The organism is Paenibacillus shunpengii, from assembly GCF_042684905.1.
In the GTDB taxonomy this organism is placed as follows: Bacteria; Bacillota; Bacilli; order Paenibacillales; family Paenibacillaceae; genus Paenibacillus; species Paenibacillus shunpengii.
The window spans coordinates 1,562,271-1,586,133 of the sequence record NZ_JBHUMJ010000002.1; the positions used below are offsets into that span (position 1 = coordinate 1,562,271).

Genomic DNA, 23,863 nt, shown 5'->3' on the forward strand with positions numbered 1-23,863 from the left:
AATCAAGTTACTATAATTGTTTCAGTAAGGTACTTGTAGTTTATTAGCTCTTTATATCTTACAAATATGAATGAAGATATAGATTAAAGGAGTGGAATCGAATGAATCCAAAATACAGTCCGATTTTTGAGAAAGTGACATTACCGAATGGCATTATACTGAAGAATAAAATCGTCTTGGCACCGATGACCCATTCATCCTCGAATGAAGATGGCACCGTATCCGATGCAGAGCTTGCATACTATGCACGCCGTTCTGGAGGAGCCGGGATGGTGGTCACAGCGGTTACTTACGTGACGGAGAATGGAAAAGGGTTCGTAGGCCAATTCTCATCAACAGATGATTCCTTTATACCGAGTCTTACCAAGCTGGCAAATTCCATTAAGGAACAAGGTGCCAAAGCTGTACTGCAAATTTTTCATGGTGGTCGTTTATGCCCTCCTGATGCTGTCGGTGGAGATGTTGTGGCACCAAGTGCGGTGGCGAGTGAAAGACCAGGTTCACCGATGCCAAGAGAACTTGCTGAATCCGAGATTGAGAGCATTATTCAGGATTTTGGTGAAGCGACACGCCGTGCGATTGCTGCCGGTTTTGACGGTGTGGAAATTCACGGGGCTAACGGATATCTCATTCAGCAATTTGTATCCCCTCATTCCAATCGAAGAGAAGATCGCTTCGGAGGAGATGCACATCAGCGGCTTACTTTTCCGCTAGAAGTAATAGACAGCGTGCAGGCAGCCGTTCGAGAGCATGCCAAAGCTCCATTTATTGTTGGATACCGTTTCTCTCCAGAGGAGCCGGAAACTCCCGGTTTGACGATGGAGGAGACCTTCATTTTGCTTGATGCAATTAAAGAGAAGAACTTGGATTATATTCATGTATCCTTGAATGACTTCTGGTCGAAGCCTAGAAGAGGAGCAGATGATTCGAAATCTAGAATGGAATGGATTCTGGAACGGGTAGGCGGCAAAGCTCCCGTTATTGGGGTTGGACAAATTCACACTCCAGATGAAGCCTTGGCAGCTCTAGAGACAGGAGTTCCGCTTCTCGCGCTCGGACGTGAGCTGATCATTGAGCCAGATTGGGTGGAGAAGATTGAATCAGGCAACGAAGAGCATATAGCGGTTAACTTAACGAAATTGGACCAGGAAAGACTGGTTATTCCTGACCCACTATGGAATATGATCATGAATGTACCTGGATGGTTCCCTGTGGTGGACTCAGAGTAATCGTATAGTTAATGCTTAGGAAGTGGCTTATGAATTGCCGGGAAAGACTCTTGCATGAGTCCTCCCGGCTGTTCATGTGTTAGGTCTTGATGTTGATCTTATGTAGACAGGCTATGGTATGATAGGAAGGATTGGAGGTTACAAAATTATGAAGCATCCCTTTACACTAACTGCCGTCTGGAATGGCGGCAGGAACAGCGATGGAACCATTGAAGCGGGTCAGTTAAAGACACAGATCTCCATCCCGAAGGAAATGGGCGGACCTGGAGTTGGAACCAATCCGGATGAAATGCTGCTTGGCGCTGCGGCGACCTGCTACCTTATTACCCTGGCGGCTATGCTGGAGCGTTCATCCCTGGAAACAAAGAGTCTCACTTTGACATCTGAGGCAACAGTAGATGTAACCAATAATATCTTCACCTACGAAGCGATTAAGCATGCTCCTGTGGTTATCTTAACGTCAAAAGCGACACAGGACGATATGGATAAGGCGATTCGTATTGCACACAAGGCAGAAAGCTCCTGTATGATCTCAAGAGCTGTAGCTGGGAACGTACTTATACACACAGATCCTATCGTGCAAATAGCAGACAATTAAGGAGGAAGTTACAAAATGACAGCACAATCTCGACTACTCGTATTTACGGGTTCTTATTCAGAGGCAAGCGATCCTGGTATCCATGTTTATGCATTCAATGAACAAGCAGGCGAGCTTACTCTGTTATCTGAGACATCCGGAGTGAAGAATCCGACTTTTCTTCAAGTTGATACCGAACACCAGCGTGTTTATGCGATTGGAGAAATAACAACGGCAGAAGGAACGAAGGCCGGTGAAGTGCTGGCCTATACGATACATCCAGAGCAAGGCGAGCTGACGCTTATTAACCGTACTCCATCCGCTATTGCTCCTACCTGTCATGTGCAGATAGACCCTGAGTATCAGTATCTGCTCATATCCAGTTACCATGGCGGAGCGGTAAGTCTCGTATCGCTGAATGATGATGGCAGCGTCGGTCAGATGGTAGATTCCAAACAGCACTCCGGCAAGGGAGCTCATCCAGAGCGTCAGGATCGCCCGCATGTGCATTCCGCATTTTTCTCACCGGATGGGAAGTATATTATGGTTCAGGACCTTGGACTCGATAAAATATACGTCTACACAATTGACCGTGAGCAGCATAAGCTGGTTCTGCACCGTGAAGTAAGCACACATGCGGGAGCGGGGCCAAGACATTTCGTCTTCCATCCGAATGCACAGTTTGCTTATGTGATTAACGAAGTGGATTCTACCGTTACTTTCTTTACATATGATGCAGAAGAAGGTTCATTGACCGAACAGCAGACGCTGTCCACATTGCCTGAAGGAGGCTTCGCTGGGGAGAACACTTGCGCGGAAATTACGGTTTCCAAGGATGGACGATTCCTGTACGGCTCCAATCGCGGACATGACAGTATCGTAGTATATGCGATCTCTGAGGACGGTACGCTGAGCACGGTGCAGCATATTTCAACTGAGGGCGGACATCCACGTCACTTTGCATTGACACCTGCGGGTGATCAGCTGCTTGCAGCCAATCGTGACAGTAACAATATAGTTCTCTTCCAGGTAGATCAGGAGAAGGGTCAATTGAGCTACACAGGCAAACAGATCACATCTCCGAAGCCTGTTTGTGTATGGCCGGTTTATCTGTAACTTGTTCTGTTGACAATACATGCGGGTAGTTTGACTGCTAAAATAAAAAAGGCATCTGATCCTTCCTTATACAGATGGAGGGAATCAGATGCCTTTTTATAATATATCTATTCTTTTAAAGGAAGCTGCAGAATGTAGCTGTTGGATAAATGCATCAGCTCTAGTGCATTGTTGAATTCTTTCTCGGTTGCTTGTGAATCACTTCCGGTCGTTCCCTTCAGCTTGTGGTGCCAGCCGTCCTCAAACCCGCTTCCGGAGATGAAGACTTCACTATTGTTGACAAAGGAACCCGTTGGCAGGTAATAACGCTGCGGCAGCAGGTTGTAATCTTTATTCACGAACAGATCCTGACCAAAGTGCAGATGTTCATCTAATGAGATGCCGAGAAGACCAGCCAGTGTAGGCATGATGTCTGCCTGACCGCCAACCTGCTTCTGTTCTCCAGCTGGCATATCATCTGAAGAAGTAATGATGAATGGAATATTGATCATGTCGGGATAGTCGTATGGATGTCCGAGCAGCTCCTCCAGCAATACCAGATCTTCCTCATTAAGTGATGTGGTAGGGAGTCCCAAGTGATCTCCGTATAGCAGGACGATACTATTATCCCAGACTCCACGATTCTTCAAATCCGCAATAAATTTACCAAGCTCACGATCCGCATAGTTCTGAGAACGAATATAGTCACCAACCAGCGTGTCGTCATAACGTTCAGGGAGGGTGACGCCAACTTTCTCCTCAGGCAAAGTAAATGGGTGATGAGCTGTCATCGAGATGACATGCGCATAAAACGGGTTATCCGCTTGATCCATTTTCTCAAGCTCTTCCGCTGTTTTGCGATATAGAACATCATCGGATGCCCCGAAATATACCGTATCTTCTTCTCCAAAGAAGGATTTATCATAGAAGCGGTCAAATCCGAGAGAGCTGTACAGCTCACCGCGGTTCCAGAACTCTACCACATTCGTATGGAATGTCGTCGTCGTATATCCGTGCTCTTTGAGCAGTCTCGGAAGACTCGGTAATTCCTGATCGACATACCGTTGTACAGCCGCCCCATCAGGAGGGATGTAATAGGACGTGTTGACAACAAATTCGGCGTCCGAAGTGTTGCCTTGACCGACTTGTTGATAGAAATTCGAGAAGTACGCATTATTTTTGACCAATTCATTCAGGTTAGGCGTGATTTCCGTGCCGCCGATATGAAGATTGATGAGGAAGTCCTGAAATGACTCCAGCTGAATGATAATGACGTTCTTGTCCTTGGCAATGCCTTCTAGACCAGATGGGGCAGATGTTCCATCAATTCCTTTTAATTTATTGATTCGTTCTTGCGTGATGCTGGAAACAGGCGCAAGCTCAGGCTCTTCTTGATCCAGCAAAGTATAGGCTTCGTAATTGAAGATGCCCATGTTCTCTGCCTTGACAACCTCATTAAACCCTCCCCGATTGACGTAAATATTGAGCGAAGAAATAATGAGCGAAATACAGAATAAGGAAGCAACCAGTTTCTTGTTTACAGGTCTAAGGATCGCTTTCTTCCAGTCTACAGCTGCCTTGCTGCGAATGAGCAGAATACCGAACACAATGATATCCGTAAAGATCAGCAGATATTGTGGATCAATAAGAGAGAATACGCTATTGCTGACAGCGGTAACCTGATTGACCTGTTCAAGTGCCTTATACGTAGCGATCACACCATAGTATTTGTAATAAATAATGACGGCGAAGAAGATCGCGGTAAGCAGCAGATTAAAAATCGTATAGACTATTAATTTTCGCTTGGTGGCAAACCATTCAATTAAACAGAAGATGATAAGTACAAAAGGAAGCTCCTTCAGCATGGTAGTCCAGGAAGGCCCATTCTCAAATACACCGAACCAAGCAATATAGCTCTTAAGCAGCATAATAAGAGAGAAGAACAGAAGTGATCGTGAACAGACCAATCGGATCACGGCGGCTGTTCTCTGATAAATCGAGGATTTCTCCTCAGGCTGATAATGTGCAGAGGGCTCCTTAAGAGCCTTTGTTTCTTCGACAGGTGGTTTCATGAATATGACCTTGCCAAGGCGCATCAAAAACGGATGGCAAGTGTTTCCCCTCCCCATTACATTCTATGAATCTATTAAAATCGGACAAAGATAAGACAGTAATGCAATTATAGTACAGCTGATTCTTTTTTATCAAATCAGACATTTTTCCATAGATGGAATGCTTTTAAATGCTTGACATATCACATTAGTTACTTCCAGGTAACTACACCACTTCAAAGTGCGTACTTCCTTATTCGTAATCAACAGTTATAAGATAGGGTTTGTAATCAATAATAAGGAGAGATGTTCGATATGAAATTACAGTTGGCACTTGATTTGGTAGATATTCCGCAGGCGATTGAAGTCGTTAGAGAAGTGGAGCCTTATATTGATATTGTAGAAATCGGCACACCTGTTGTCATCAATGAAGGTCTTCGCGCCGTAAAAGAAATGAAGGCAGCATACCCTAACCTGGATGTGCTTGCAGATCTCAAAATTATGGATGCAGGCGGATATGAAATCATGAAGGCATCCGAAGCAGGCGCTGACATTATTACTGTCCTGGGTGCAACAGATGATATGACGATTAAGGGTGCAGTAGAGGAAGCGAAAAAGCAAGGAAAACAAATCTTGGTTGATATGATCAACGTTAAAGATATCGAGACACGTGCGAAAGAAATTGACGAGCTCGGCGTGGATTACATCTGCGTGCATACAGGATATGACCTCCAAGCTGTAGGCAAGAACTCCTTCGAGGATCTTCAAACGATTAAAAAAGCAGTGACTCGTGCAAAAACAGCAGTTGCCGGCGGAATCAAGCTGGAAAGCCTGCCTGAAGTCATTGCAGCAGGTCCAGATCTTGTGATTGTGGGCGGAGGTATTACAGGCCAGGAAGATAAGAAAGCAGTTGCAGCTGAAATGCAGCAGCTGATCAAGCAAGGATAAGCACAAATGACAACAAGTACACAGCTAATCCTGAATGAGCTGAAGCAAGTGATTTCTCTGCTGGATGTTACAGAGATGGAGCGGGCTGCATCTCTGATTGTACAGTCGAAACGAGTATTTATCGCAGGGGCAGGACGTTCCGGCCTGATGGGCAGAGCTTTTGCCATGCGGTTAGCTCATCTTGGAATTACAGCGTATGTAGTTGGAGAAACGACGACTCCTAGTATAGATAAGCATGATCTGCTCGTCATATGCTCAGGCTCAGGGGAAACGAGAAGTCTTGCGGCTATGGGCGAGAAGGCGAAGCTGCTGGGTGCATCGCTGCTTGTGCTTACAACGAATCCGAATTCAACCTGCGGCGTGCTTGCGGATGGAGTTATTCATATTCAAGCAAAGGCGAAGGAAGAACAAGGAAATAACGAATCATTACAGCCGATGGGCTCACTTTTTGAGCAATCCTTACTGATTAGTCTGGATGGGCTGATTCTTACACTTATGAATCAGATGGACATAAGCGCGGAGCAGATGTTAAAACGGCATGCGAATCTGGAATAGTGCCTCATGCACCTCTTTTGCTGAGTAATGTAAGGATGTAGTACAATGCTTAGGAAGGGGGTATGCACGTGGCATCCGAAGTAAAAGAGAGAATTAATCTGAAGGAAATTAACTGCGAGAAGGAACTGACACTTGCAGTCATTGGGGGCAAGTGGAAGCTTATTATCCTCTGGCATCTAGGGCTTGAAGGGACGAAACGGTTTAGTGAATTGAAGAAGCTGATCCCGCATATCACGCAGAAGATGCTGACAAACCAGCTCCGTGAGCTGGAAGAGGATCTGCTGATACACCGTAAGGTGTATGCAGAGGTTCCCCCGCGTGTAGAATACTCGCTTACAGATCACGGTCAGAGTCTTATGCCTGTCCTGCGATTGATGTATGATTGGGGCAAGCATTATGGTGAAACCGTAATCTGGAAGGATGGTAAACCACCGGAATAATGGATTTTAACTGGCTGAATTATTACAGGTAGCTGTCTTTGCAAACTGATTTAAACGACAGTCTATGAATACGATGGATTCTCTCGATTTTTGTTTCGAGAGAATCCATTTTTTTATAGCGAAAATTGAAGAGGACATAGGTTATTTTATGATACAATGGGATTTAATGGTGCCAAACAATGGTCAATAAATAGGCTGAGGAGAGGTGTATTTAATTGATGTCCAAAATTTTAACACGCCAAGAAGTAGATCTTGAAGCAACATGGAACTTAAAGGATATATTTGAGACGAAGGAAGCTTGGGAGAAAGAATTAAACGATGTACAGCAAGACATTTCCTCTGTCACACAATACGAAGGAAGACTGAAAGAAGGGCCGGATGTACTGCTTGCCTGTCTAACTGCACAGGAGGAACTCCAAGGTAGAATCAGCAGAGTGGGTGCTTACGCCCAGCTGGAATTGGCAGGAGACAGCATTAATCCCGAGAATCAGATCCGTGCGGCTAGAGCCCGGGATGCGGCTTCTTCAATAAGTTCAGCGCTATCCTTTGTTAAGTCCGAAATTCTGTCTCTTCCAGATGGAATGATTGAGGAATACATAGAGAAACAACCTGCACTTCAAGATTTTGAACGCAGTTTGGGGCTGCTTCTAAAGACCAAGCCGCATCGCCTCAGTGCAGAAACGGAAAAAGTGCTTACTTCATTTGGAGATGTATTGGGAGCTCCTTATCGCATATATGAACGAAGCAAATTGGCGGATATGACTTTTCGTACAGCAGAAGACGGACGAGGAGAAGAAGTGCCGGTATCATTTGCCCTGTATGAGAATAAATATGTAGAATCCGCAGACACGGATTTACGCCGTAATGCATTTCATGCATTCAGCGAAACGCTCCACAGATACCGCAACACCTTCGCTGAGGCTTACGGTACAGAAGTGAAGCGTCAGGTTATTGAATCACGTCTGCGCGGATATGATTCGGTAACTGAAATGCTGCTTACGCCACAGCAAGTGACCACAGAGATGTATCACAACATTCTTGACATTTTGCAGGAAGAGCTTGCCCCTCATATGCGAAGATACGCCGCACTTAAGAAGAAGGTGCTGAACCTGGATGAGATGACATTTGCTGATCTGAAGGCTCCGCTCGATCCTGACTTCAGTCCAGGTATTACTTTTCAGGAAGCCGGGGATCTCATTAAGGAAGCCTTGTCTATTCTAGGGCCTGAGTACGGAGAGATCGTAGCGGATGCATTCGCAAACCGATGGGTGGATTATGCAGACAATGCAGGAAAACGAACGGGTGCCTTCTGTATGTCGATCCCCGGTGTGCATTCCTATATCTTGATCAGCTGGGCAGATAATATGCGAGGCGCATTTACACTTGCTCATGAAGTAGGGCATGCGGGACACCTGATGCTCGCGAACAAGTATCAGCGTCCGACCAACTCCAGGCCTTCACTTTATTTCATCGAAGCGCCTTCGACTATGAACGAGCTGCTCCTGGCAGATCACTTGCTGCAGCGTTCTCAAGATCCAAGAATGCGCCGCTGGGTTATTTCGCAGCTGCTAGGCACTTATTTCCATAACTTTGTAACGCATCTGCTCGAAGGAGAGCTCCAGCGCCAGGTTTATGACCTCGCGATGAATAATGTACCGCTGACGGCTGTTAAGCTGTGCGAGCTCAAAGGAAATATTCTGTCCAGCTTCTGGGGAGAAGGGGTTGTCATTGATGATCATGCAAAATTGACTTGGATGCGCCAGCCGCATTACTACATGAGCTTGTACCCTTATACCTATGCTGCAGGCTTAACAGCTTCAACGGCTGTAGCCCAGTTGATCCGTGAAGAAGGACAACCGGCTGTTGATCGCTGGCTAGAGGTTCTCAAAGCAGGTGGTTCCATGAGCCCGCTGGAGCTGATGAAGCTGGCAGGAGTTGATATGACGCGTCCCGATCCGATTCGAAGTGCGGCAGCGTACGTCGGCTCACTGATCGATGAATTAGAGAGCCTGTATTAATCATAGAGAGGTCGTCGAGAAGGTGTTTAGTTCTAGACAGATTATAAATGTAGAGCCAGTCCATATGAGGACATTATTTAATGAGTTTCCAGATATACATGGTGATGGATTCTCCGGTGGCTTCCTGGGTGGAGCGCCGCCATTGTTCTCTATTTTCTTCACAGTGATTGCATTAGTCATTGGAGGGACCATACTATATGCGATCATTAACGGAATCCGTGTGTGGAGTAAGAATAACGCCGCAGAGCGAATGACAGAAGAAGCACGGGTGCTGGCGAGAAGAACGTATGTGAGCGGAGGATCAGGCGATTCGAGCGCAAGAACGAGTTATTATATAACCTTTGAGCATGCAGATGGACAGCGTACTGAGCTGCAGGTGAAGGCTGAGGATTACGGATTGATTGTCGAGGGTGACCGCGGCATATTGAGCTACCAAGGAACCAGATTTCTTGGATTTGAGAGACTCCGTCCCACAAGCTCAGAGCAGATCTAATTGTAGTAGTTGAAGAGGGGCATCCCAAATATGGGGAGCTCCTCTTTTTTCTTTTTTTTGCCTAAAACTGCTGCCAAAAATCATATGCGAGGCCTATTTGACGATCAAAGTACAGCCTCGTGTGGCTCTGCTCCGATCCAGTCAAACATTCGTGAAATGGCAGCCTGATGCAGCTCCTGAGGAAAATGATGACCAAGTCCTTCATATCGATGAAAATCTACATCATCTCGTGAACGGTTTAATCGGTCGAACATTTTCTCTCCTTGACTAAATGAGACTTGTACATCATCTGTTCCATGCACGATCAGAACTGGACAAGGGATCTGTTCCGCGATTGTGAGAGGAGAGCGCTCCAGGTAAGCATCGGGATTCTTCCAGGGAGGACCTCCAATGACCCGTTTGAAAGTGCGTCTAAGGTCAACTCGATCTTCATAGGTCTGCGTCATGTCAGATACTCCGCTCCACAAGATAAGCTTATGTATATTGGGCATTTCTAGAGCGGTGTAGGCTGCATTAATGGCCCCTCTGGAGAAGCCCATAATGCTAATCTGTTCGGGATCAACGAAGGGAAGCTCTGACAGCAGCCGCACTGCAGCGTATACATCATGTTTATCCTCTCCGCCAAATAAATCACGGCCTTCACCGCCTTCCGTTCCACGATACGAAGGAGCAAATACGATGTGATCGTGCTTCGAGAATTCCTCAACCCAATGGGTTTTCACCTTGCCGAAGTTGCCGATTCCGCCGCGACAATAGATGAATACCGGCCATTTTTTTGATGTAAGCTCTCTATTGGTTTCTTGATGCAGAGTACTCGTCAATGGAATGGCAGGCTGCTCATCCGAACTGAATCTCCCGTGCAGCAAGTCTCTTGCAGCCGATTCCGATAACTGATATCCCAAGGGCAGGCTGAGATATCCTTTGACCTGGAGTCCCTGGGACGGATATGTAACATGATAGATCATCGCTTGTCTCATCACCTTTGGTCTAGTTGTTTAGCTTGTATATTATACCCTTGTTCACAAGGTGATTAAACGAAAGAGCGATGTTCTCTTCAGCTATTTTTCAAAAAAGACAGCAGGGTAGACAGAAATCTTTCCTTTTCATCATACATAAGATAATGTCCGCTTTGCTCAAAACGGTAGATCAGAGAGCCTGGAATTTCCTGCTGGATGGCTACGGCCGCTGTAAAGGGAACGACTTGATCGTGAATACCATGGAATATGCCTGTAGGTACATCGATATAAGTAATATCCTCAAATAAATCCTCATCACGGAGTGCAACTGCGGTTTGAATAAGTGCGTACGACGCACTCTCCATACAATTGTGCAAAAACCAATTCCGATACTCTGGACTGACATAACGATGAAATAGCGTTCCTGAAAAATCGGTTATCGCTTGCGGCAGATCTTGATGCAGCTGATCAATCAGCTGATCAAGCAACGGAAGCGGAATGCCGTAAGGTGATGACTCCTCTCTCTTGGCAAAGACAGGGGCAGCTGCGGATACCAGCAGAAGCTTATCTATTCTCGAACCATGATGATATTTGGACATATATCGAATCGCGACCGAACCCCCGAGTGAGTATCCGACGAGGATAACGTTCTTCAGATCCAGTGTATCAATGACGACGGACAGGTCTTCTGCCATTCGATCGTAATGATAACCATGCCAGGGCTTATCGGATTTGCCAAAGCCTCTAAGATCGAGGCCGATACAGCGGAACCGGTGATGAGGGAGGATCTGATAGGCATAATCAAAGACCCGATGATTACCCGGCCAACCGTGCAGGAACATGAGGGTATGTCCATTTCCGCCATCCTGTGGACGCAGGTCTTCAACATACAGCTTTACACCGGATTCCACTTCAATGAGCATGCTCTTCACTCACTCCTTCTAATCAAAATAAATGCAGCCTATTCCTAATTTATGCGCAGTGTATAAGGACAATGCGGGAGAGTCGGAGTTGTCACTCATCAGTGTATATTTCAGACCGTTAATATTCATGATTTAAGCCATCCAGATCCATTTAATTTCGTGCAATACATGGGCATCAATTATATAAAGGATTCTTCGAAACAAACATTATAAATGTTGTTTTTATTTGTTTGTATAATAATTTTTATAAAAAATAATCATATTCAAACCAAAATAAAAGTGATATACTCCCATTAAGCGTTTACAACAGTACAAAAACAACATTTTGGGAGGATTGATCATGGTTCAGAATCTGTGGGATGAATCCAATGCAGGACAATTAAAGGAAGGGCTCGAAAGGTTAGTTTATCGTTCGAATCTGATTGGTTCGGATCGGAGGGTGTGCAACTGGGGAGGCGGCAACACTTCCAGCAAGACGGTTATCCAGGATTTTCGCGGCAGAGATGTTGAGGTTATGTATGTTAAGGGCAGCGGATCGGATCTGGCAACGATGAAGGCGGGTCATTTTACCGGTCTTCGGCTCGATGATATTAGACCGCTGATGGAGAGAGATGAGATGACGGACGAGGATATGGTTGCGTATCTGGCCAACTGTATGATTGACGCGAAGCATCCGCGTGCCTCCATTGAAACGCTGCTGCATGCGTTTATACCACATCCTCATGTTGATCATACACACCCGGATTCCATCATCAGTATCTGCTGTGCGGATAACGGCCGTGAAATCGCGAAGGAAATTTTCGGAGACCGGTTCGTATGGGTTCCCTATGTTCGTCCAGGATTTACTTTATCCAAGATGATTGCAGAAGGCGTCATCAATAACCCGCAGGCTGAGCTTGTTCTTATGGAGAAGCATGGACTGGTCACATGGGGAAGCACTTCAGAAGAAGCTTATGCGAAGACCATCAGCGTCATTAATGAAGCAGAGAGCTATATTGAATCCAAAATAGATGAAGCCAGCCTGTTCGGGGGAGCCCAACATGACGCGCTGCCGCCACAGGTCAGAAAGGATATTGCAGCACAGATTATGCCGCTCATTCGCGGAGCTGTCAGCGACGAGAAGAAGATGATCTTGACCTTTGACGATGCAGAAGATGTGCTGCAGTTAGTAAATGGCAGAGATTCCGCCGAGCTGTCTCAGATTGGCGCAGCCTGTCCAGATCATTTAGTACATACCAAGGTTGTTCCGCTATTCCTGAACTGGACTCCAGATGAGGGGGATGTTGCAGGACTTAAGGAGCTGTTAGGCTCAGCCATCAAGGATTATAAAGCGTATTATGAACAGTACTTCGAACGTAACAAGCATGAGGGGGACATCATGTTCGAAGCAGCGCCTCGGGTTATTCTTATCCCTGGTATCGGAATGATTAACACAGGTAAGAGCTGGTCCAATTCCAAAGTAAGCGGTGCCCTGTATCATCGTGCCATAGCTGTTATGAGAGGAGCTACTACGCTAGGCCAGTTCGTGTCGCTTAGTGAGAACGAATCCTACAATGTGGAATACTGGCCGCTGGAGCTGTACAAATTGTCGCTCGCGCAGGCAGAGACCGAGTTCTCCAGAAAAGTAGCGCTTATTACAGGTGGAGCTGGCGGGATCGGCAGCGAAACCGCAAGGCTGCTTGTATCCGAAGGAGCCCATGTTGTTCTTGCCGATCTGAATTTGGAAGGTGCTCAGAAGGTGGCTGACGAACTAAACAGCCAGTACGGCGAACAGCGGGCAATTCCTGTTCAGATGGATGTAACCAGTGAAGAGCAGATTCAGAGAGCTTATGCGGAAACTGCACTGACCTACGGCGGAGTCGATATTATTGTGAATAATGCCGGTCTGGCCACGTCCAGCCCATTTGATGAAACATCTCTCAAGGAATGGAACCTCAATATCAATGTGCTGGGAACAGGATATTTTCTGGTCGCACGCGAAGCCTTCAAGCTAATGAAGGAACAGGGCATTGGAGGAAGCATGGTATTTATCGGCTCCAAAAATTCCATCTATGCCGGTAAGAATGTCACCGCCTACAGCTCAGCCAAGGCACTTGAAGCTCATCTCGCCCGCTGCATCGCAGCCGAAGGCGGAGAATATGGTATTCGTGTCAATACGATTTTGCCGGATGCCATTCTGCAGGGGTCTGCAATCTGGAATTCCAACTGGCGCAATGAGCGAGCGGCAGCTTATGGTATTGAGCCAGATCAGCTGGAGGAGCATTATCGTAAGCGTACCACACTGCTCGTCAACATTTACCCTAGGGATATAGCCGAAGGTGTTGCTTTCTTTGCCTCATCGAAGGCCGAGAAAACAACAGGCTGCATGCTCACCATTGACGGTGGGGTGCCGGCTGCATTTACACGTTAATTCTTCAGTTTGATGTTCGATACACCGCGCACCTCGGAGGAGGCATCATTCGACGGATTGAACAACTTGATACTTCTTCCGAGTGCGCGAAACATTTTCTTTTATCACATATGATCAAAGGAGAGGTTCTGATGACGGATAAAGCTTATGCATTGTTTGAGGAGCAGCAAACCGCAAGAGGAATTGATGTAGAGGCAGTGAAGCGCAAAATCAAGCAGTTCAAGATTGAAACACCATCCTGGGGTTATGGTGATTCGGGAACACGCTTCAAAGTATTTCAAAAAGAAGGTGTGCCGAGAGATCCATTCGAGAAAATGGAGGATGCGGCGATTGTTCATCGTCTGACCGGCCTTGCTCCAACCGTAGCCATTCATATTCCTTGGGATAAGGTGGGGGATTACGGCAAGCTTCGTTCCCATGCGGAGAGCCTGGGTCTTCAGATCGGAGCAGTGAACCCGAATCTTTTTCAAGAAGACGACTATATGCTTGGAAGTGTAACGAACAGTGATGCGGCTGTGCGCCGTAAGGCAACGGACCATCTTCTAGAATGCGTTGACATTGCGAAGGAAACAGGCTCGCGTGACCTTAGCCTTTGGTTTGCAGATGGGACCAACTATCCGGGTCAGGGTGACATTCGGCAGCGAAAAAACTGGATGCAGGAAGCTTTATCCGAAATGTATAAAGCGCTTACGAAGGATATGCGGATGCTGATCGAATATAAATGCTTCGAGCCTGGGTTCTATCATACGGATCTGGCGGACTGGGGCATGGCATACAATATGGCCTTGAAGCTAGGGGATCAGGCTCAGGTACTCGTTGACACAGGTCATCATCTGCCCGGAGCGAATATTGAACACATTGTCGCCTATCTCATAGATGAGAAGCGATTAGGCGGATTCCATTTCAACAGCCGTAAATATGCGGACGATGACTTAATCGTGGGGACTGTGAATCCTTATGAGCTGTTTCTAATCTTCTATCAAATTCTGAACGGGGCTGCGGATTCAGATGAAGGCATCAGACGAGGAGTAGACTCCATTGCATATATGCTGGATCAATCCCATAACATTGAGCAGAAAATACCGGCGATGATTCGTTCGGTGCTGAATGTTCAGTCTGCCTATGCCAAAGCGCTTCTCATCGATCATAGAGAGGTGGCGGCAGCCCAGGAGAAGAATGATGTACTGGCAGCTGAACATGCGATCCGCAAGGCATCGGAATTTGATGTAACTCCACTGCTGCATGCCGTAAGAGAGGAAGAAGGCTTACCAATTGATCCGATGGAGGCTTATTTGACAAGCAGCTATCCGGAGGAAATTAAGGCACGCGGCAAAGGAGGGGCGAGCTGGTGAACATTCTCGCCTATGATTTAGGAGCTTCAAGCGGTCGAGCAGTCCTTGGACTGCTGAGTGACTCTCGTATCCATATCAAGGAAATCCACCGCTTCACTAATTATCCGGTTATGGCAGGAGATCACTTGCACTGGGATATACTTAGGCTTCTTCATGAGCTTAAGCAGGGTATGCTCAAAGTGAAGCTGCAAGGGGAGAACATTACCAGCGTAGGGATTGATTCATGGGCTGTCGATTACGGGCTGCTCGATCATAATGAGGAGCTGCTGGCTAATCCATACCATTACCGCGACAAACGGACGGATGGTGTAATGGAGGAAGTGACCGCCAAGATTCCGGCAGAGCACATTTTTCGGAAGACAGGAATTCAATTCTTGCCCTTTAACACAATATATCAGCTTGCCGCTCTTAAGCGGCAGAACTCCTATATGCTGAAGGAAGCTGCCCATTTCCTGATGATCCCGGATTTGCTGCGGTTTTTCCTGACGGGAGAGAAATTCAATGAATTTACAAATGCCACGACGACGCAGCTGTTTAACCCTCATACGGGGGACTGGGATTCGGAGCTGCTATACCGGATTGGTATACCTGAAGAATGGTTCGGCAAAGTACTGACTCCGGGATCGGACGCAGGTGAGCTGAGACCTTCTATAATGCAGGAGCTGGGTATCCCTAGTGTTCGCTTCGTAGCTGTAGCTGAGCATGATACCGGATCAGCTGTGGCTGCCGTGCCGGCAACAACACGATCATTCGCATATCTTAGCTGCGGAACTTGGTCACTGATGGGAACAGAGGTGGAAGCACCTGTCATTAATGAAACCTCTCAGCAGCTGAATTTTACAAATGAGGGCGGAGCTAATCATACTTATCGTCTACTCAAAAATATTATGGGGCTCTGGATCTTTCAGGAGACGCTCCGAGAATTTGAACGTGCGGGCAAAGTGTACAGCTATGATGAAATACTAACACTTGCTCAAGAAGCTAAGCCTTTCCAACACTTTATAGATCCGGACGATTCTTCATTCTTGCCAGCGGGCCGTATGACGGATCGTATAGAAGCCTACCTGGTCAAAACGGGTCAAGGATTGCCGCAATCTGACGGGGAGATCGTTCGATGTATTCTTGAGAGCCTCGCCTTGAAATATAAGCATGTGCTTGATATGACAGAGCAGGTATCCGGACAGCAATTTGATGGTCTTCATATGGTGGGCGGAGGCATCAACAATAAGCTGCTGTGTGCTTGGACTGCAAGCGCGATTGGTAAACCCGTCTACGCAGGTCCTGTAGAGGCAAGTGCAATCGGTAATCTGGTCGTGCAGTGGATGAACCAGGGCATATTCAAGAGTGCGGCGGAGGCGCGGGCCGTCATACGCGATTCTTTTCCCGTCCTTACCTATGAGCCGGAGCATGCGGAAGCCTGGAGAGAGGCGTACAGCAGTTTTGCCAAATATACAGGTCTCGCTGCCTATGCTTAATCTGGGAGGGAGCCTATGTTAGTTGCTGAGCGTTATGCGGAGATCACCCGGCTTGTTAATGATCGAGGAAGTATTCGTGTATCTGAGCTGAGCAGCTTATGCCAAGTAACAGAGGAGACGATTCGGCGGGATTTGGATCGGCTTGAAAAAGAGGGGAAGCTGAGACGGTCACATGGCGGTGCTGTACGTATTAAGCTTATCGAAGAACATATAGAAACACCGTACAGTGAACGTGAGGTCACTCGTATGGAGGAGAAGAGGCGAATTGCGCTTGAAGCACTGAAGTTTATAGAGCCTCACGAACGGATTCTCCTTGATGCCAGTACGACCGCCTGGTACACAGCCCGGAGCTTACCGAATATCCCGCTTACGGTCCTCACGAATTCCATTCGGGTGGTGACTGAATTGTCCAGCAAAAAGCATATTGAAGTTATTGCTGCTGGCGGTCAGCTTCTGCCTGAATCGATGTCCTTTGTAGGGCCGTTGGCAGAGCGCTCTCTGGAAACCTATCACGTGGATAAGCTTTTTTTATCCTGCCAAGGTGTTCATCTAGAGAGAGGCATCAGTGAAATGAATGAACTTCAGGCTAGAGTGAAGCAGAGAATGATTGGAATGTCAGATCAAGTATTCTTACTGGCAGATTCCAGCAAATTCGGTGTCCAGGCGCTTACTCATGTCGCCGGGCTTGATCGAGTACAGCAGATCATTACAAGCCATGATTTGCCAGAAGAGATTTCTAGAACACTTGTAGAGCGTTCAATACATGTCACCCTAGTTTAGTCTTGAGTAGAATAGAGGTGTATTCAAATGAAGGTCTCTTTATTTATTACATGCCTCAGCGATGCGATCTATCCGAGGGTAGGAGAAGCAATGGTACGCATACTGGCCCGATACGGTATCAAGCTGGATTTTCCCAAAGTCCAGACCTGCTGCGGACAGCCTGCTTATAACAGCGGATATTTCGATGAGGCCAGAGCGGCAGCGAGAACGATACTGGATGCTTTTGAGGATAGCGACTTTGTGGTATCTCCATCGGGTTCTTGTACTTATATGGTTCATCATTATTCAAATTTGTTCCAAGATGAGCCGCTAATGCGGGAAAAAGCAAAAAGGCTGGAAGCGAAGACCTATGAGTTCACACAGTTTCTCGTCCATGTGATGGGGATCAAGGATATAGGAGCTGTTTTCCCACATAAGGTGACCTATCATCCCTCTTGCCACGGCAGTCGGCTGCTTGGAGTGAAGAACGAGCCCATGGCTCTGCTGCAAGAAGTGAGAGGTATTGATTTTGTACCCCTGCCTTTTGCCGAGGACTGCTGCGGTTTCGGAGGCACTTTCGCGGTGAAAATGCCGGACATTTCCGGCGCAATGGTTACAGAGAAGGCGGAGCATATCGTTGAGACAGAGGCTGAGGTGCTTGTCGGACTGGATATGGCTTGTCTAATGAACATTGCAGGTCAGCTGCGTTATCGAAATAAACCGGTACGTGTCATGCATTTAGCCGAGCTATTGTATGAGGGGGTGAAATCGTCATGATTAGTCCGGGTTCAGCAGGTCCCAAGATTCAGGTGAAGGAGCGTGCCGGTCTTGCGCTCAATGATGAGTTCCTGCGTAAAGCTGTCAAATTTACGACAGAGCGTCTCCGGGGCGGGAAGAAGCTGGCCTCCGAGGAGCATGGGCGCTGGGAAGAATGGCGTGAGCAGGGGAGACAGATCCGGCTGCATACGATCGCTCATTTAGATTATTATCTGAATCTTTTTGTGGAGAATGCCCGCGCGAACGGGGTTCACGTTCATTTTGCGGATACGGGAGAAGAAGCCGTCCGTATTGCGCTGCAAATTGCAGAACACCGAGGTGCCAAGTCCGTTGTCAAGTCCAAATCCATGGTGTCGGAGGAGCTGCATCTTAATCATGCCCTGGAACAGGCAGGAATCGAAGCGATTGAGACCGATCTCGGTGAATACATTATTCAGCTGGCCGGTGAGATGCCTTCGCACATCGTAATTCCCGCGATTCACAAGAACAGATATCAGATTGCCGAGCTGTTGTCAGAAGTTGCAGGAGAAACACTTCCTCCCGATACGACGGTGCTTGCCGGTTTTGTTCGAAAAATATTGCGGGAGCGCTTCCTTGATGCAGATATCGGCATGACGGGCTGCAATTTTGCGATTGCTGAGACCGGTTCCATGGTGCTCTTCGAGAATGAAGGTAATGCCCGTATGGTCAGCACATTGCCGAAGACCCAGATTACGCTGATGGGAATGGAGCGAATTATCCCATCCTGGACAGATCTGGAGGTCATGGCCACGTTGCTTCCCAGATCAGCGACGGGGCAGCGAATTACAATGTATATGTCTGGTATTACCGGGCCGAAGCGGAATGCGGATGCAGACGGTCCGGAGCAAATGCATATTATAATTGTGGATAACGGCCGTTCGCTACAGCTTGGCGATCCCGAATTCCAGGAGCTGCTGAACTGTATCCGCTGCGGTGCGTGTCTGAATGCGTGTCCTGTATATCGGCATATCGGCGGGCATGCTTATGGAAGTACATACAGCGGACCGATTGGAGCGGTGCTTACCCCTGCACTAAACAAGAATGTGGCTGAATGGGATGACATCGCCAATGCTTCAAGTCTATGCGGCGCCTGTTATGAGGCTTGTCCGGTCAAAATTCCACTGCATGATATGCTGGTATCGCTGCGACGACGCAAGGTGGAGGGCGGACACGGTAACAAGGTCGAAACCGCAGGGATGAAGGCATTTGCGGCCGTTGTATCCAAATCGAACCGGTTCGGCGCTGTGATCAAGGCGGGACAAATAGGGCAGAAGCTGGTAGTCAAGAATGGAGAAATTACATTAAAAGCAGGACCGCTAAAAGGCTGGAATTCCTATCGTGTGACACCGTCCTTAGCTAAGAAGAGCTTTAGGCAATCCTGGAAACAGATCGAGTCCGAGATCGAGCATGAAACACCTGAGATGGAGCCGACTCTTGTAGCAAGGCTGCAGGCGATTCTTGATGCCAGACAGGAAAAGGGAGGGCGTAAAGGATGAGCACGGATGAGTCCTGGCTGCGGGAGCTTACAGAGCAGTCCATGAAGAAGCAAGAGCGCTTCATGAATAATATCGCTTCCCGTCTGAAGCGACCGAGACAAACGACGACGCCTGTTCAGCCATTTCGCGGCGCTCCGGACTTCTGGTATGAGATGGAGTGGGATGAGCAGGAACGCATGGACAAATTCACAAGCCATTTCCAGAGTGTAGGCGGGCATGTTATTCAGGTTACGAGCTACATGGAAGCCGGACAATTTATTGCTGACAAAGCCGAGGAGCTTGGAGCTAAGCGCGTCATTAAACAGGGACAAGCGGAGCTGAATGGCTTAGGTTTGGAGGGGAGGCTGCCTGCCTTAGATATCTCGACCTGGAATTCAGAGGATAATGTGAATTGGAAGTCTGCAGCGGCAGAAGCGGATTTCGGAATTGTCATTGCAGATGGAGCGGCCGCTTACACCGGATCCATTCTCGTGAAATCTGCCAGTGACAAGGGCAGATCTGTGAGTCTTCTGCCCACGGTCATGTTCATTATTATCCCTGTGGAGCGGCTGAAGACGAGACTTGGTGAATTGCTCGCCCCTCTGGATGAGCTGGGACGGGAGGGTCTGCCGGCAGGCGTCCATTTTATCTCCGGACCAAGCCGATCCTCTGATATTGAGAATGAACTGACCATTGGGGTTCATGGACCGGGAATCGTATATGCGATCCTGATGAGATAAGAAACGAAGGAGTTTTTATACTCTCATAAGACAAAGCCTGTCCAATGCTGTTGCCATTGACAGGTTTTTAGCTATGTCTTGCGTAAGATATAGTTTTATACTGAGCTTCTTAATGTAAACGCAAGATGGATAATTAGACTTAGGTAATTATGACCTTGTGCCTGTTGTAACCTTGTTGAAGAGCGTGATAGGGTAGCTATAAGCATGGAACTTATCATCAAGAGCAAGATTTTTTCGAAAAAAAGGAGGATAGGTTTCGCTTTTTTTTATACTAAATTGACCGTTTAACCAAAACGGTCACTAGGTATTAGAATTCGAAATGTGACTTGAGTCTACTCAGCAAGGCTAAAAAGAAAACGTGAATTGGAGGGAATGTGGATGTCTTTGTCTGTAAAAATACCTCGGCCCAAAACCTACGGTCCGCTGGGGAATCTGCCTCTGCTTGATGTGCATGCTCCAGTGCAGTCTCTCGTCAAAATCGCTTATGAGCAAGGTCCGATTTTTCAAATACAATATCCGGGCCGTAATGAAATTTATATCTCAGGTCATGAATATGTAAAGGACGCATGTGATGAGAAGCGGTTTGACAAGAGAATCTGGGCACCGCTCCGCAATGTGCGTCCATTTGCCGGCGATGGCTTATTTACGAGTGCGACAGATGAGCCGAACTGGAAGAAGGCTCACAATATTTTGCTATCGAGCTTCAGTCAGCGGGCCATGCAGGGCTATCATAGCAAGATGCTGGATATTGCCGTACAGCTGATTCAAAAATGGGCAAGGCTTAATCCCGATGAAACGGTGGACATCCCCGCAGATATGACCAGGCTGACCCTGGATACGATCGGACTATGTGGTTTTGACTATCGATTCAACAGCTTCTATCGCGAGGATTATCATCCCTTTATTGATCGTATGGTTAGAGCGCTGGATGAAGGAATGAGCCAGCTTCACCGATTGGGTATTCAGGATCTGTTCATGGTACAGAAGAAGAAGCAATTTAATGAAGATATACAGGGCATGTTTGAGCTGGTTGACGATCTGATCAGGGAACGCAAGGCGCACGGAGGTAATGCGGGGGATCTGCTGTCACATATGCTGGAGGGGACCGATCCGGAGACGGGTGAATCGCTGGATCTGGAGAATATCCGGTATCAAATGATCACGTTCTTGATCGCTGGACATGAAACAACAAGCGGACTGCTGTGCTTCGCCATTTATTATTTACTGAAGCATCCTGATAAGCTGAAGAAGGCACGGGAAGAAGTGGATCGCATATTCAAGGATTCCCTTCCAACCTACAATCAGGTTCGTGATTTAAAATATATTCGTATGGTGCTTAACGAAGCACTGAGATTATGGCCGACTGCCCCCGCCTTCTCATTATATGCCAAGGAAGATACGGAAATTGGCGGAAAATATCCGTTAAAAAAAGGCGACAGTGTAACGGTGCTCATTCCCAAGTTGCATCGTGACGAGCGTGTATGGGGAGTCGATGTTGATAAATTCATCCCAGAGCGCTTTGAGGATCCAAGCAAGGTGCCGCATGATGCCTACAAGCCTTTTGGAAATGGTCAAAGGGCTTGCATAGGTCAGCAGTTTGCCATGCAGGAAGCTACCTTGGTGCTCGGCATGGTGCTTAAGCACTTTGATCTGTTTGATTACGCGGATTATCAATTGAAGGTGAAAGAAACCTTGACGCTGAAACCAGAGGATTTCAGGGTCAAACTTCGCAGCCGTGGCATGAACAGTTTCATGATGGGATCTGGATCTTCTCTGGCAGAACATGCAGACAGGGTGAGCAAGCCGGGAGAAGCGAGCCCTGTGCCAAGTCATAACACACCAATGCTAGTACTATACGGATCAAATCTCGGTACAGCCGAAGGGATTGCAAGAGAGGTTGCGGATACAGCTAAATATCAAGGGTTTGATGTAAATATAGCGACCCTTGATGATTACACATCCCGTCTTCCGGCGGAAGGAATTGTGTTTATTGTGACTTCATCGTACAATGGTCAGCCTCCATCGAACGCCAAGCATTTTGTAGACTGGCTGGAGCAGGCACCGGCTTCTGAATTTCAGGGAGTTAGCTATGTCGTGTTCGGGTGCGGCGACCATAACTGGGCAAGCACTTATCAGCGCGTACCGAGGTTCATTGATGAAACGCTCCATGCCAAAGGGGCCATCCGCTTATTAGATCGGGGCGAGAGCGATGCAAGCGGGGATTTCGAACGGGAAGTGGATGACTTTACGGAATCGCTATGGCCCGATCTAATGCAGAAGCTGCAGATCACGGTCGAAGAATCCATGACGAAGAGAAGGAGCAGTCTATCTATTTCATATGTAGACGGTGTGGCTGCTGTACCGCTCGCGGAGACTTATCAGGCTTATCCGGCAATGATTACAGGAAGCAGGAACTTGCAGCATCAAGACAGTGGGAGATTAACCCAGCATATCGAGATCGAGCTGCCGGAAGGGATAACCTATCAGGAAGGTGATCATCTGGGGGTACTGGCACAAAATTCAGAGCAGCAGGTAAGCAGGGTGCTGAAACGGTTTGGATTAGCGGGCTCAAGTCATCTTGTTCTTCATGCCGAAGGACGCAGCAGTGCTCACCTTCCGGTAGGATCGACGGTAAGGCTTGATGATCTGCTCACACATAGTGTCGAGCTTCAGGCACCTGCCACGAGAGCACAGCTTAGAGAGCTTGCTTCCCATACCGTGTGCCCTCCTCATGCCAAAGAGCTCAATGCTCTTCTGGAGGATGAATTGTACCAGAATGAAATAAGGGCTAAAAGAATAACCATGCTTGACCTGCTCGAAAAGTACGAGGCATGCGAGCTTCCATTTGAGAGATTTCTTGAGCTGCTGCCTGCGCTTGTGCCTCGATATTATTCCATATCAAGCTCTCCGAAGCTTCGACCACATACGGCAAGCATCACTGTAAGTGTGGTTCGCGGACCGGCATGGAACGGCAGAGCCGAATACAGGGGAGTTGCGTCAAATTACTTGGCAGAGCTTGAGCCTGGTGCGAAAATATCCGTATTTGTACAGACTCCAGAATCTGGATTCCAGCTGCCTGACTCACCAGAGACGCCGATCATCATGATTGGACCAGGAACCGGAGTAGCTCCTTTCCGTGGTTTTATTCAGGCGAGAGGTGTATGGAAGAAACAAGGGATGAAACTGGGAGAGGCCCATTTGTATTTCGGCTGTCGTAATCCGGAGCATGACTTTTTGTACCAGGAAGAATTCATTTTGGCACAGGAGGAGGGGCTTGTTACACTCCATACGGCTTTTTCCCGGGTGGAAGGCCAGGACAAATGCTATGTTCAACATCTGCTTCAACAAGATGCCGATCATTTACTCAAGTTGATTGAGAACGGCGCAAAAATATACATTTGTGGAGATGGCGTGCGGATGGCACCTGATGTGGAAAAGACACTGATCTCCAGTTATCAGCGTCGTACACAGTCTAGTGAAGAGCAAGCCGTATCGTGGCTGCAAGAGCTGGAATCCTGCGGCAGATATGTAAAGGATGTATGGGCAGGGCAATGAGATAAGGATGTTTG

The 23,863-nt window shown here is 47.5% G+C and carries 19 protein-coding genes; 16 read left to right on the forward strand and 3 right to left on the reverse strand.

The window, feature by feature from the left end:
* Positions 1-101: 101 nt before the first annotated feature.
* From ACFSVM_RS07460 to ACFSVM_RS07470, 3 genes are all read left to right on the forward strand, one after another.
* Entirely contained in the window at positions 102-1,229 is a 1,128-nt protein-coding gene (locus ACFSVM_RS07460; RefSeq protein WP_076310996.1) for an NADH-dependent flavin oxidoreductase, read from the forward strand.
* A 148-nt stretch (positions 1,230-1,377) separates the two neighbouring features.
* Positions 1,378-1,827, forward strand: a complete 450-nt coding sequence (locus tag ACFSVM_RS07465) for an OsmC family protein (RefSeq protein WP_379261166.1) — start codon at positions 1,378-1,380, stop codon at positions 1,825-1,827.
* Positions 1,828-1,842: 15 nt separating this feature from the next.
* Positions 1,843-2,922: a lactonase family protein gene (locus ACFSVM_RS07470; protein WP_076310994.1), complete on the forward strand. Its 1,080-nt coding sequence runs from the start codon at positions 1,843-1,845 to the stop codon at positions 2,920-2,922.
* Positions 2,923-3,029: 107 nt separating this feature from the next.
* On the opposite strand, the gene ACFSVM_RS07475 is transcribed toward ACFSVM_RS07470, so the two are convergent.
* A complete protein-coding gene (locus ACFSVM_RS07475) occupies positions 3,030-4,829 on the reverse strand; it encodes an LTA synthase family protein (RefSeq protein ID WP_379262921.1) in 1,800 nt (599 codons plus the stop codon).
* A 438-nt stretch (positions 4,830-5,267) separates the two neighbouring features.
* Between ACFSVM_RS07475 and hxlA the strand changes: the two genes are divergently transcribed.
* From hxlA to ACFSVM_RS07500, 5 genes are all read left to right on the forward strand, one after another.
* Positions 5,268-5,900, forward strand: coding sequence for a 3-hexulose-6-phosphate synthase (gene hxlA / locus ACFSVM_RS07480; RefSeq protein ID WP_047909555.1), 633 nt, complete (start codon positions 5,268-5,270; stop codon positions 5,898-5,900).
* Positions 5,901-5,906: 6 nt separating this feature from the next.
* Complete coding sequence (gene hxlB / locus ACFSVM_RS07485) at positions 5,907-6,455, forward strand: 6-phospho-3-hexuloisomerase (RefSeq protein ID WP_379261169.1); 549 nt, start codon at positions 5,907-5,909, stop codon at positions 6,453-6,455.
* A 68-nt stretch (positions 6,456-6,523) separates the two neighbouring features.
* On the forward strand, positions 6,524-6,895 hold the full coding sequence (locus ACFSVM_RS07490; protein ID WP_076310992.1) for a winged helix-turn-helix transcriptional regulator: 372 nt from the start codon (positions 6,524-6,526) through the stop codon (positions 6,893-6,895).
* Positions 6,896-7,113: 218 nt separating this feature from the next.
* Positions 7,114-8,913 carry an oligoendopeptidase F gene (pepF, locus tag ACFSVM_RS07495; protein WP_379261172.1) on the forward strand — a complete coding sequence of 600 codons (1,800 nt, stop codon included), beginning with the start codon at positions 7,114-7,116 and terminating at the stop codon, positions 8,911-8,913.
* 64 nt (positions 8,914-8,977) lie between these two features.
* Entirely contained in the window at positions 8,978-9,406 is a 429-nt protein-coding gene (locus ACFSVM_RS07500; protein WP_379261174.1) for a DUF2500 domain-containing protein, read from the forward strand.
* A gap of 104 nt (positions 9,407-9,510) precedes the next feature.
* Here ACFSVM_RS07500 and ACFSVM_RS07505 read toward each other — a convergent pair whose 3' ends face one another.
* Both ACFSVM_RS07505 and ACFSVM_RS07510 read right to left on the reverse strand, forming a co-directional pair.
* Positions 9,511-10,371, reverse strand: coding sequence for an alpha/beta hydrolase family protein (locus tag ACFSVM_RS07505; protein WP_379261176.1), 861 nt, complete (start codon positions 10,369-10,371; stop codon positions 9,511-9,513).
* Between the two features lie 89 nt (positions 10,372-10,460).
* Positions 10,461-11,285: an alpha/beta fold hydrolase gene (locus ACFSVM_RS07510; RefSeq protein ID WP_090722770.1), complete on the reverse strand. Its 825-nt coding sequence runs from the start codon at positions 11,283-11,285 to the stop codon at positions 10,461-10,463.
* A 340-nt stretch (positions 11,286-11,625) separates the two neighbouring features.
* Between ACFSVM_RS07510 and ACFSVM_RS07515 the strand changes: the two genes are divergently transcribed.
* From ACFSVM_RS07515 to ACFSVM_RS07550, 8 genes are all read left to right on the forward strand, one after another.
* A complete protein-coding gene (locus ACFSVM_RS07515; protein WP_379261178.1) occupies positions 11,626-13,695 on the forward strand; it encodes a bifunctional aldolase/short-chain dehydrogenase in 2,070 nt (689 codons plus the stop codon).
* 131 nt (positions 13,696-13,826) lie between these two features.
* Positions 13,827-15,047, forward strand: a complete 1,221-nt coding sequence (gene rhaI, locus ACFSVM_RS07520; RefSeq protein ID WP_379261180.1) for an L-rhamnose isomerase — start codon at positions 13,827-13,829, stop codon at positions 15,045-15,047.
* Positions 15,044-16,522: a rhamnulokinase gene (locus tag ACFSVM_RS07525; RefSeq protein WP_379261182.1), complete on the forward strand. Its 1,479-nt coding sequence runs from the start codon at positions 15,044-15,046 to the stop codon at positions 16,520-16,522. Before rhaI ends, ACFSVM_RS07525 begins: the two co-directional genes overlap by 4 nt.
* A gap of 15 nt (positions 16,523-16,537) precedes the next feature.
* Entirely contained in the window at positions 16,538-17,302 is a 765-nt protein-coding gene (locus ACFSVM_RS07530) for a DeoR/GlpR family DNA-binding transcription regulator (RefSeq protein WP_379261184.1), read from the forward strand.
* Positions 17,303-17,329: 27 nt separating this feature from the next.
* The gene (locus ACFSVM_RS07535) at positions 17,330-18,058 is read left to right on the forward strand and encodes a (Fe-S)-binding protein (RefSeq protein ID WP_379261186.1); all 729 of its coding nucleotides are present in this window, start codon (positions 17,330-17,332) and stop codon (positions 18,056-18,058) included.
* Positions 18,055-19,575 carry a LutB/LldF family L-lactate oxidation iron-sulfur protein gene (locus ACFSVM_RS07540; RefSeq protein ID WP_379261188.1) on the forward strand — a complete coding sequence of 507 codons (1,521 nt, stop codon included), beginning with the start codon at positions 18,055-18,057 and terminating at the stop codon, positions 19,573-19,575. The genes ACFSVM_RS07535 and ACFSVM_RS07540 overlap by 4 nt, the downstream gene beginning before the upstream one ends.
* On the forward strand, positions 19,572-20,294 hold the full coding sequence (locus ACFSVM_RS07545; protein WP_379261190.1) for a LutC/YkgG family protein: 723 nt from the start codon (positions 19,572-19,574) through the stop codon (positions 20,292-20,294). Before ACFSVM_RS07540 ends, ACFSVM_RS07545 begins: the two co-directional genes overlap by 4 nt.
* Positions 20,295-20,672: 378 nt before the next feature.
* Positions 20,673-23,849 (forward strand): bifunctional cytochrome P450/NADPH--P450 reductase, encoded by a 3,177-nt coding sequence (locus tag ACFSVM_RS07550; protein ID WP_379261192.1) that lies wholly within the window; start codon positions 20,673-20,675, stop codon positions 23,847-23,849.
* The last annotated feature ends 14 nt before the right edge of the window (positions 23,850-23,863 follow it).

What these genes read in the sequence shown, in the direction of transcription:
- hxlB (WP_379261169.1), top strand. Translation starts at nt 5,907, where the DNA reads ATGACAACAAGTACACAGCTAATCCTGAATGAGCTGAAGCAAGTGATT.
- ACFSVM_RS07475 (WP_379262921.1), bottom strand. Translation starts at nt 4,829, where the DNA reads ATGCTGCTTAAGAGCTATATTGCTTGGTTCGGTGTATTTGAGAATGGG.
- rhaI (WP_379261180.1), top strand. Translation starts at nt 13,827, where the DNA reads ATGACGGATAAAGCTTATGCATTGTTTGAGGAGCAGCAAACCGCAAGA.
- ACFSVM_RS07500 (WP_379261174.1), top strand. Translation starts at nt 8,978, where the DNA reads ATGAGGACATTATTTAATGAGTTTCCAGATATACATGGTGATGGATTC.
- ACFSVM_RS07535 (WP_379261186.1), top strand. Translation starts at nt 17,330, where the DNA reads ATGAAGGTCTCTTTATTTATTACATGCCTCAGCGATGCGATCTATCCG.
- ACFSVM_RS07530 (WP_379261184.1), top strand. Translation starts at nt 16,538, where the DNA reads ATGTTAGTTGCTGAGCGTTATGCGGAGATCACCCGGCTTGTTAATGAT.
- ACFSVM_RS07505 (WP_379261176.1), bottom strand. Translation starts at nt 10,371, where the DNA reads ATGATCTATCATGTTACATATCCGTCCCAGGGACTCCAGGTCAAAGGA.
- ACFSVM_RS07550 (WP_379261192.1), top strand. Translation starts at nt 20,673, where the DNA reads ATGTCTTTGTCTGTAAAAATACCTCGGCCCAAAACCTACGGTCCGCTG.
- hxlA (WP_047909555.1), top strand. Translation starts at nt 5,268, where the DNA reads ATGAAATTACAGTTGGCACTTGATTTGGTAGATATTCCGCAGGCGATT.
- ACFSVM_RS07515 (WP_379261178.1), top strand. Translation starts at nt 11,626, where the DNA reads ATGGTTCAGAATCTGTGGGATGAATCCAATGCAGGACAATTAAAGGAA.
- ACFSVM_RS07465 (WP_379261166.1), top strand. Translation starts at nt 1,378, where the DNA reads ATGAAGCATCCCTTTACACTAACTGCCGTCTGGAATGGCGGCAGGAAC.
- ACFSVM_RS07460 (WP_076310996.1), top strand. Translation starts at nt 102, where the DNA reads ATGAATCCAAAATACAGTCCGATTTTTGAGAAAGTGACATTACCGAAT.
- ACFSVM_RS07540 (WP_379261188.1), top strand. Translation starts at nt 18,055, where the DNA reads ATGATTAGTCCGGGTTCAGCAGGTCCCAAGATTCAGGTGAAGGAGCGT.
- pepF (WP_379261172.1), top strand. Translation starts at nt 7,114, where the DNA reads ATGTCCAAAATTTTAACACGCCAAGAAGTAGATCTTGAAGCAACATGG.
- ACFSVM_RS07510 (WP_090722770.1), bottom strand. Translation starts at nt 11,285, where the DNA reads ATGCTCATTGAAGTGGAATCCGGTGTAAAGCTGTATGTTGAAGACCTG.
- ACFSVM_RS07545 (WP_379261190.1), top strand. Translation starts at nt 19,572, where the DNA reads ATGAGCACGGATGAGTCCTGGCTGCGGGAGCTTACAGAGCAGTCCATG.
- ACFSVM_RS07470 (WP_076310994.1), top strand. Translation starts at nt 1,843, where the DNA reads ATGACAGCACAATCTCGACTACTCGTATTTACGGGTTCTTATTCAGAG.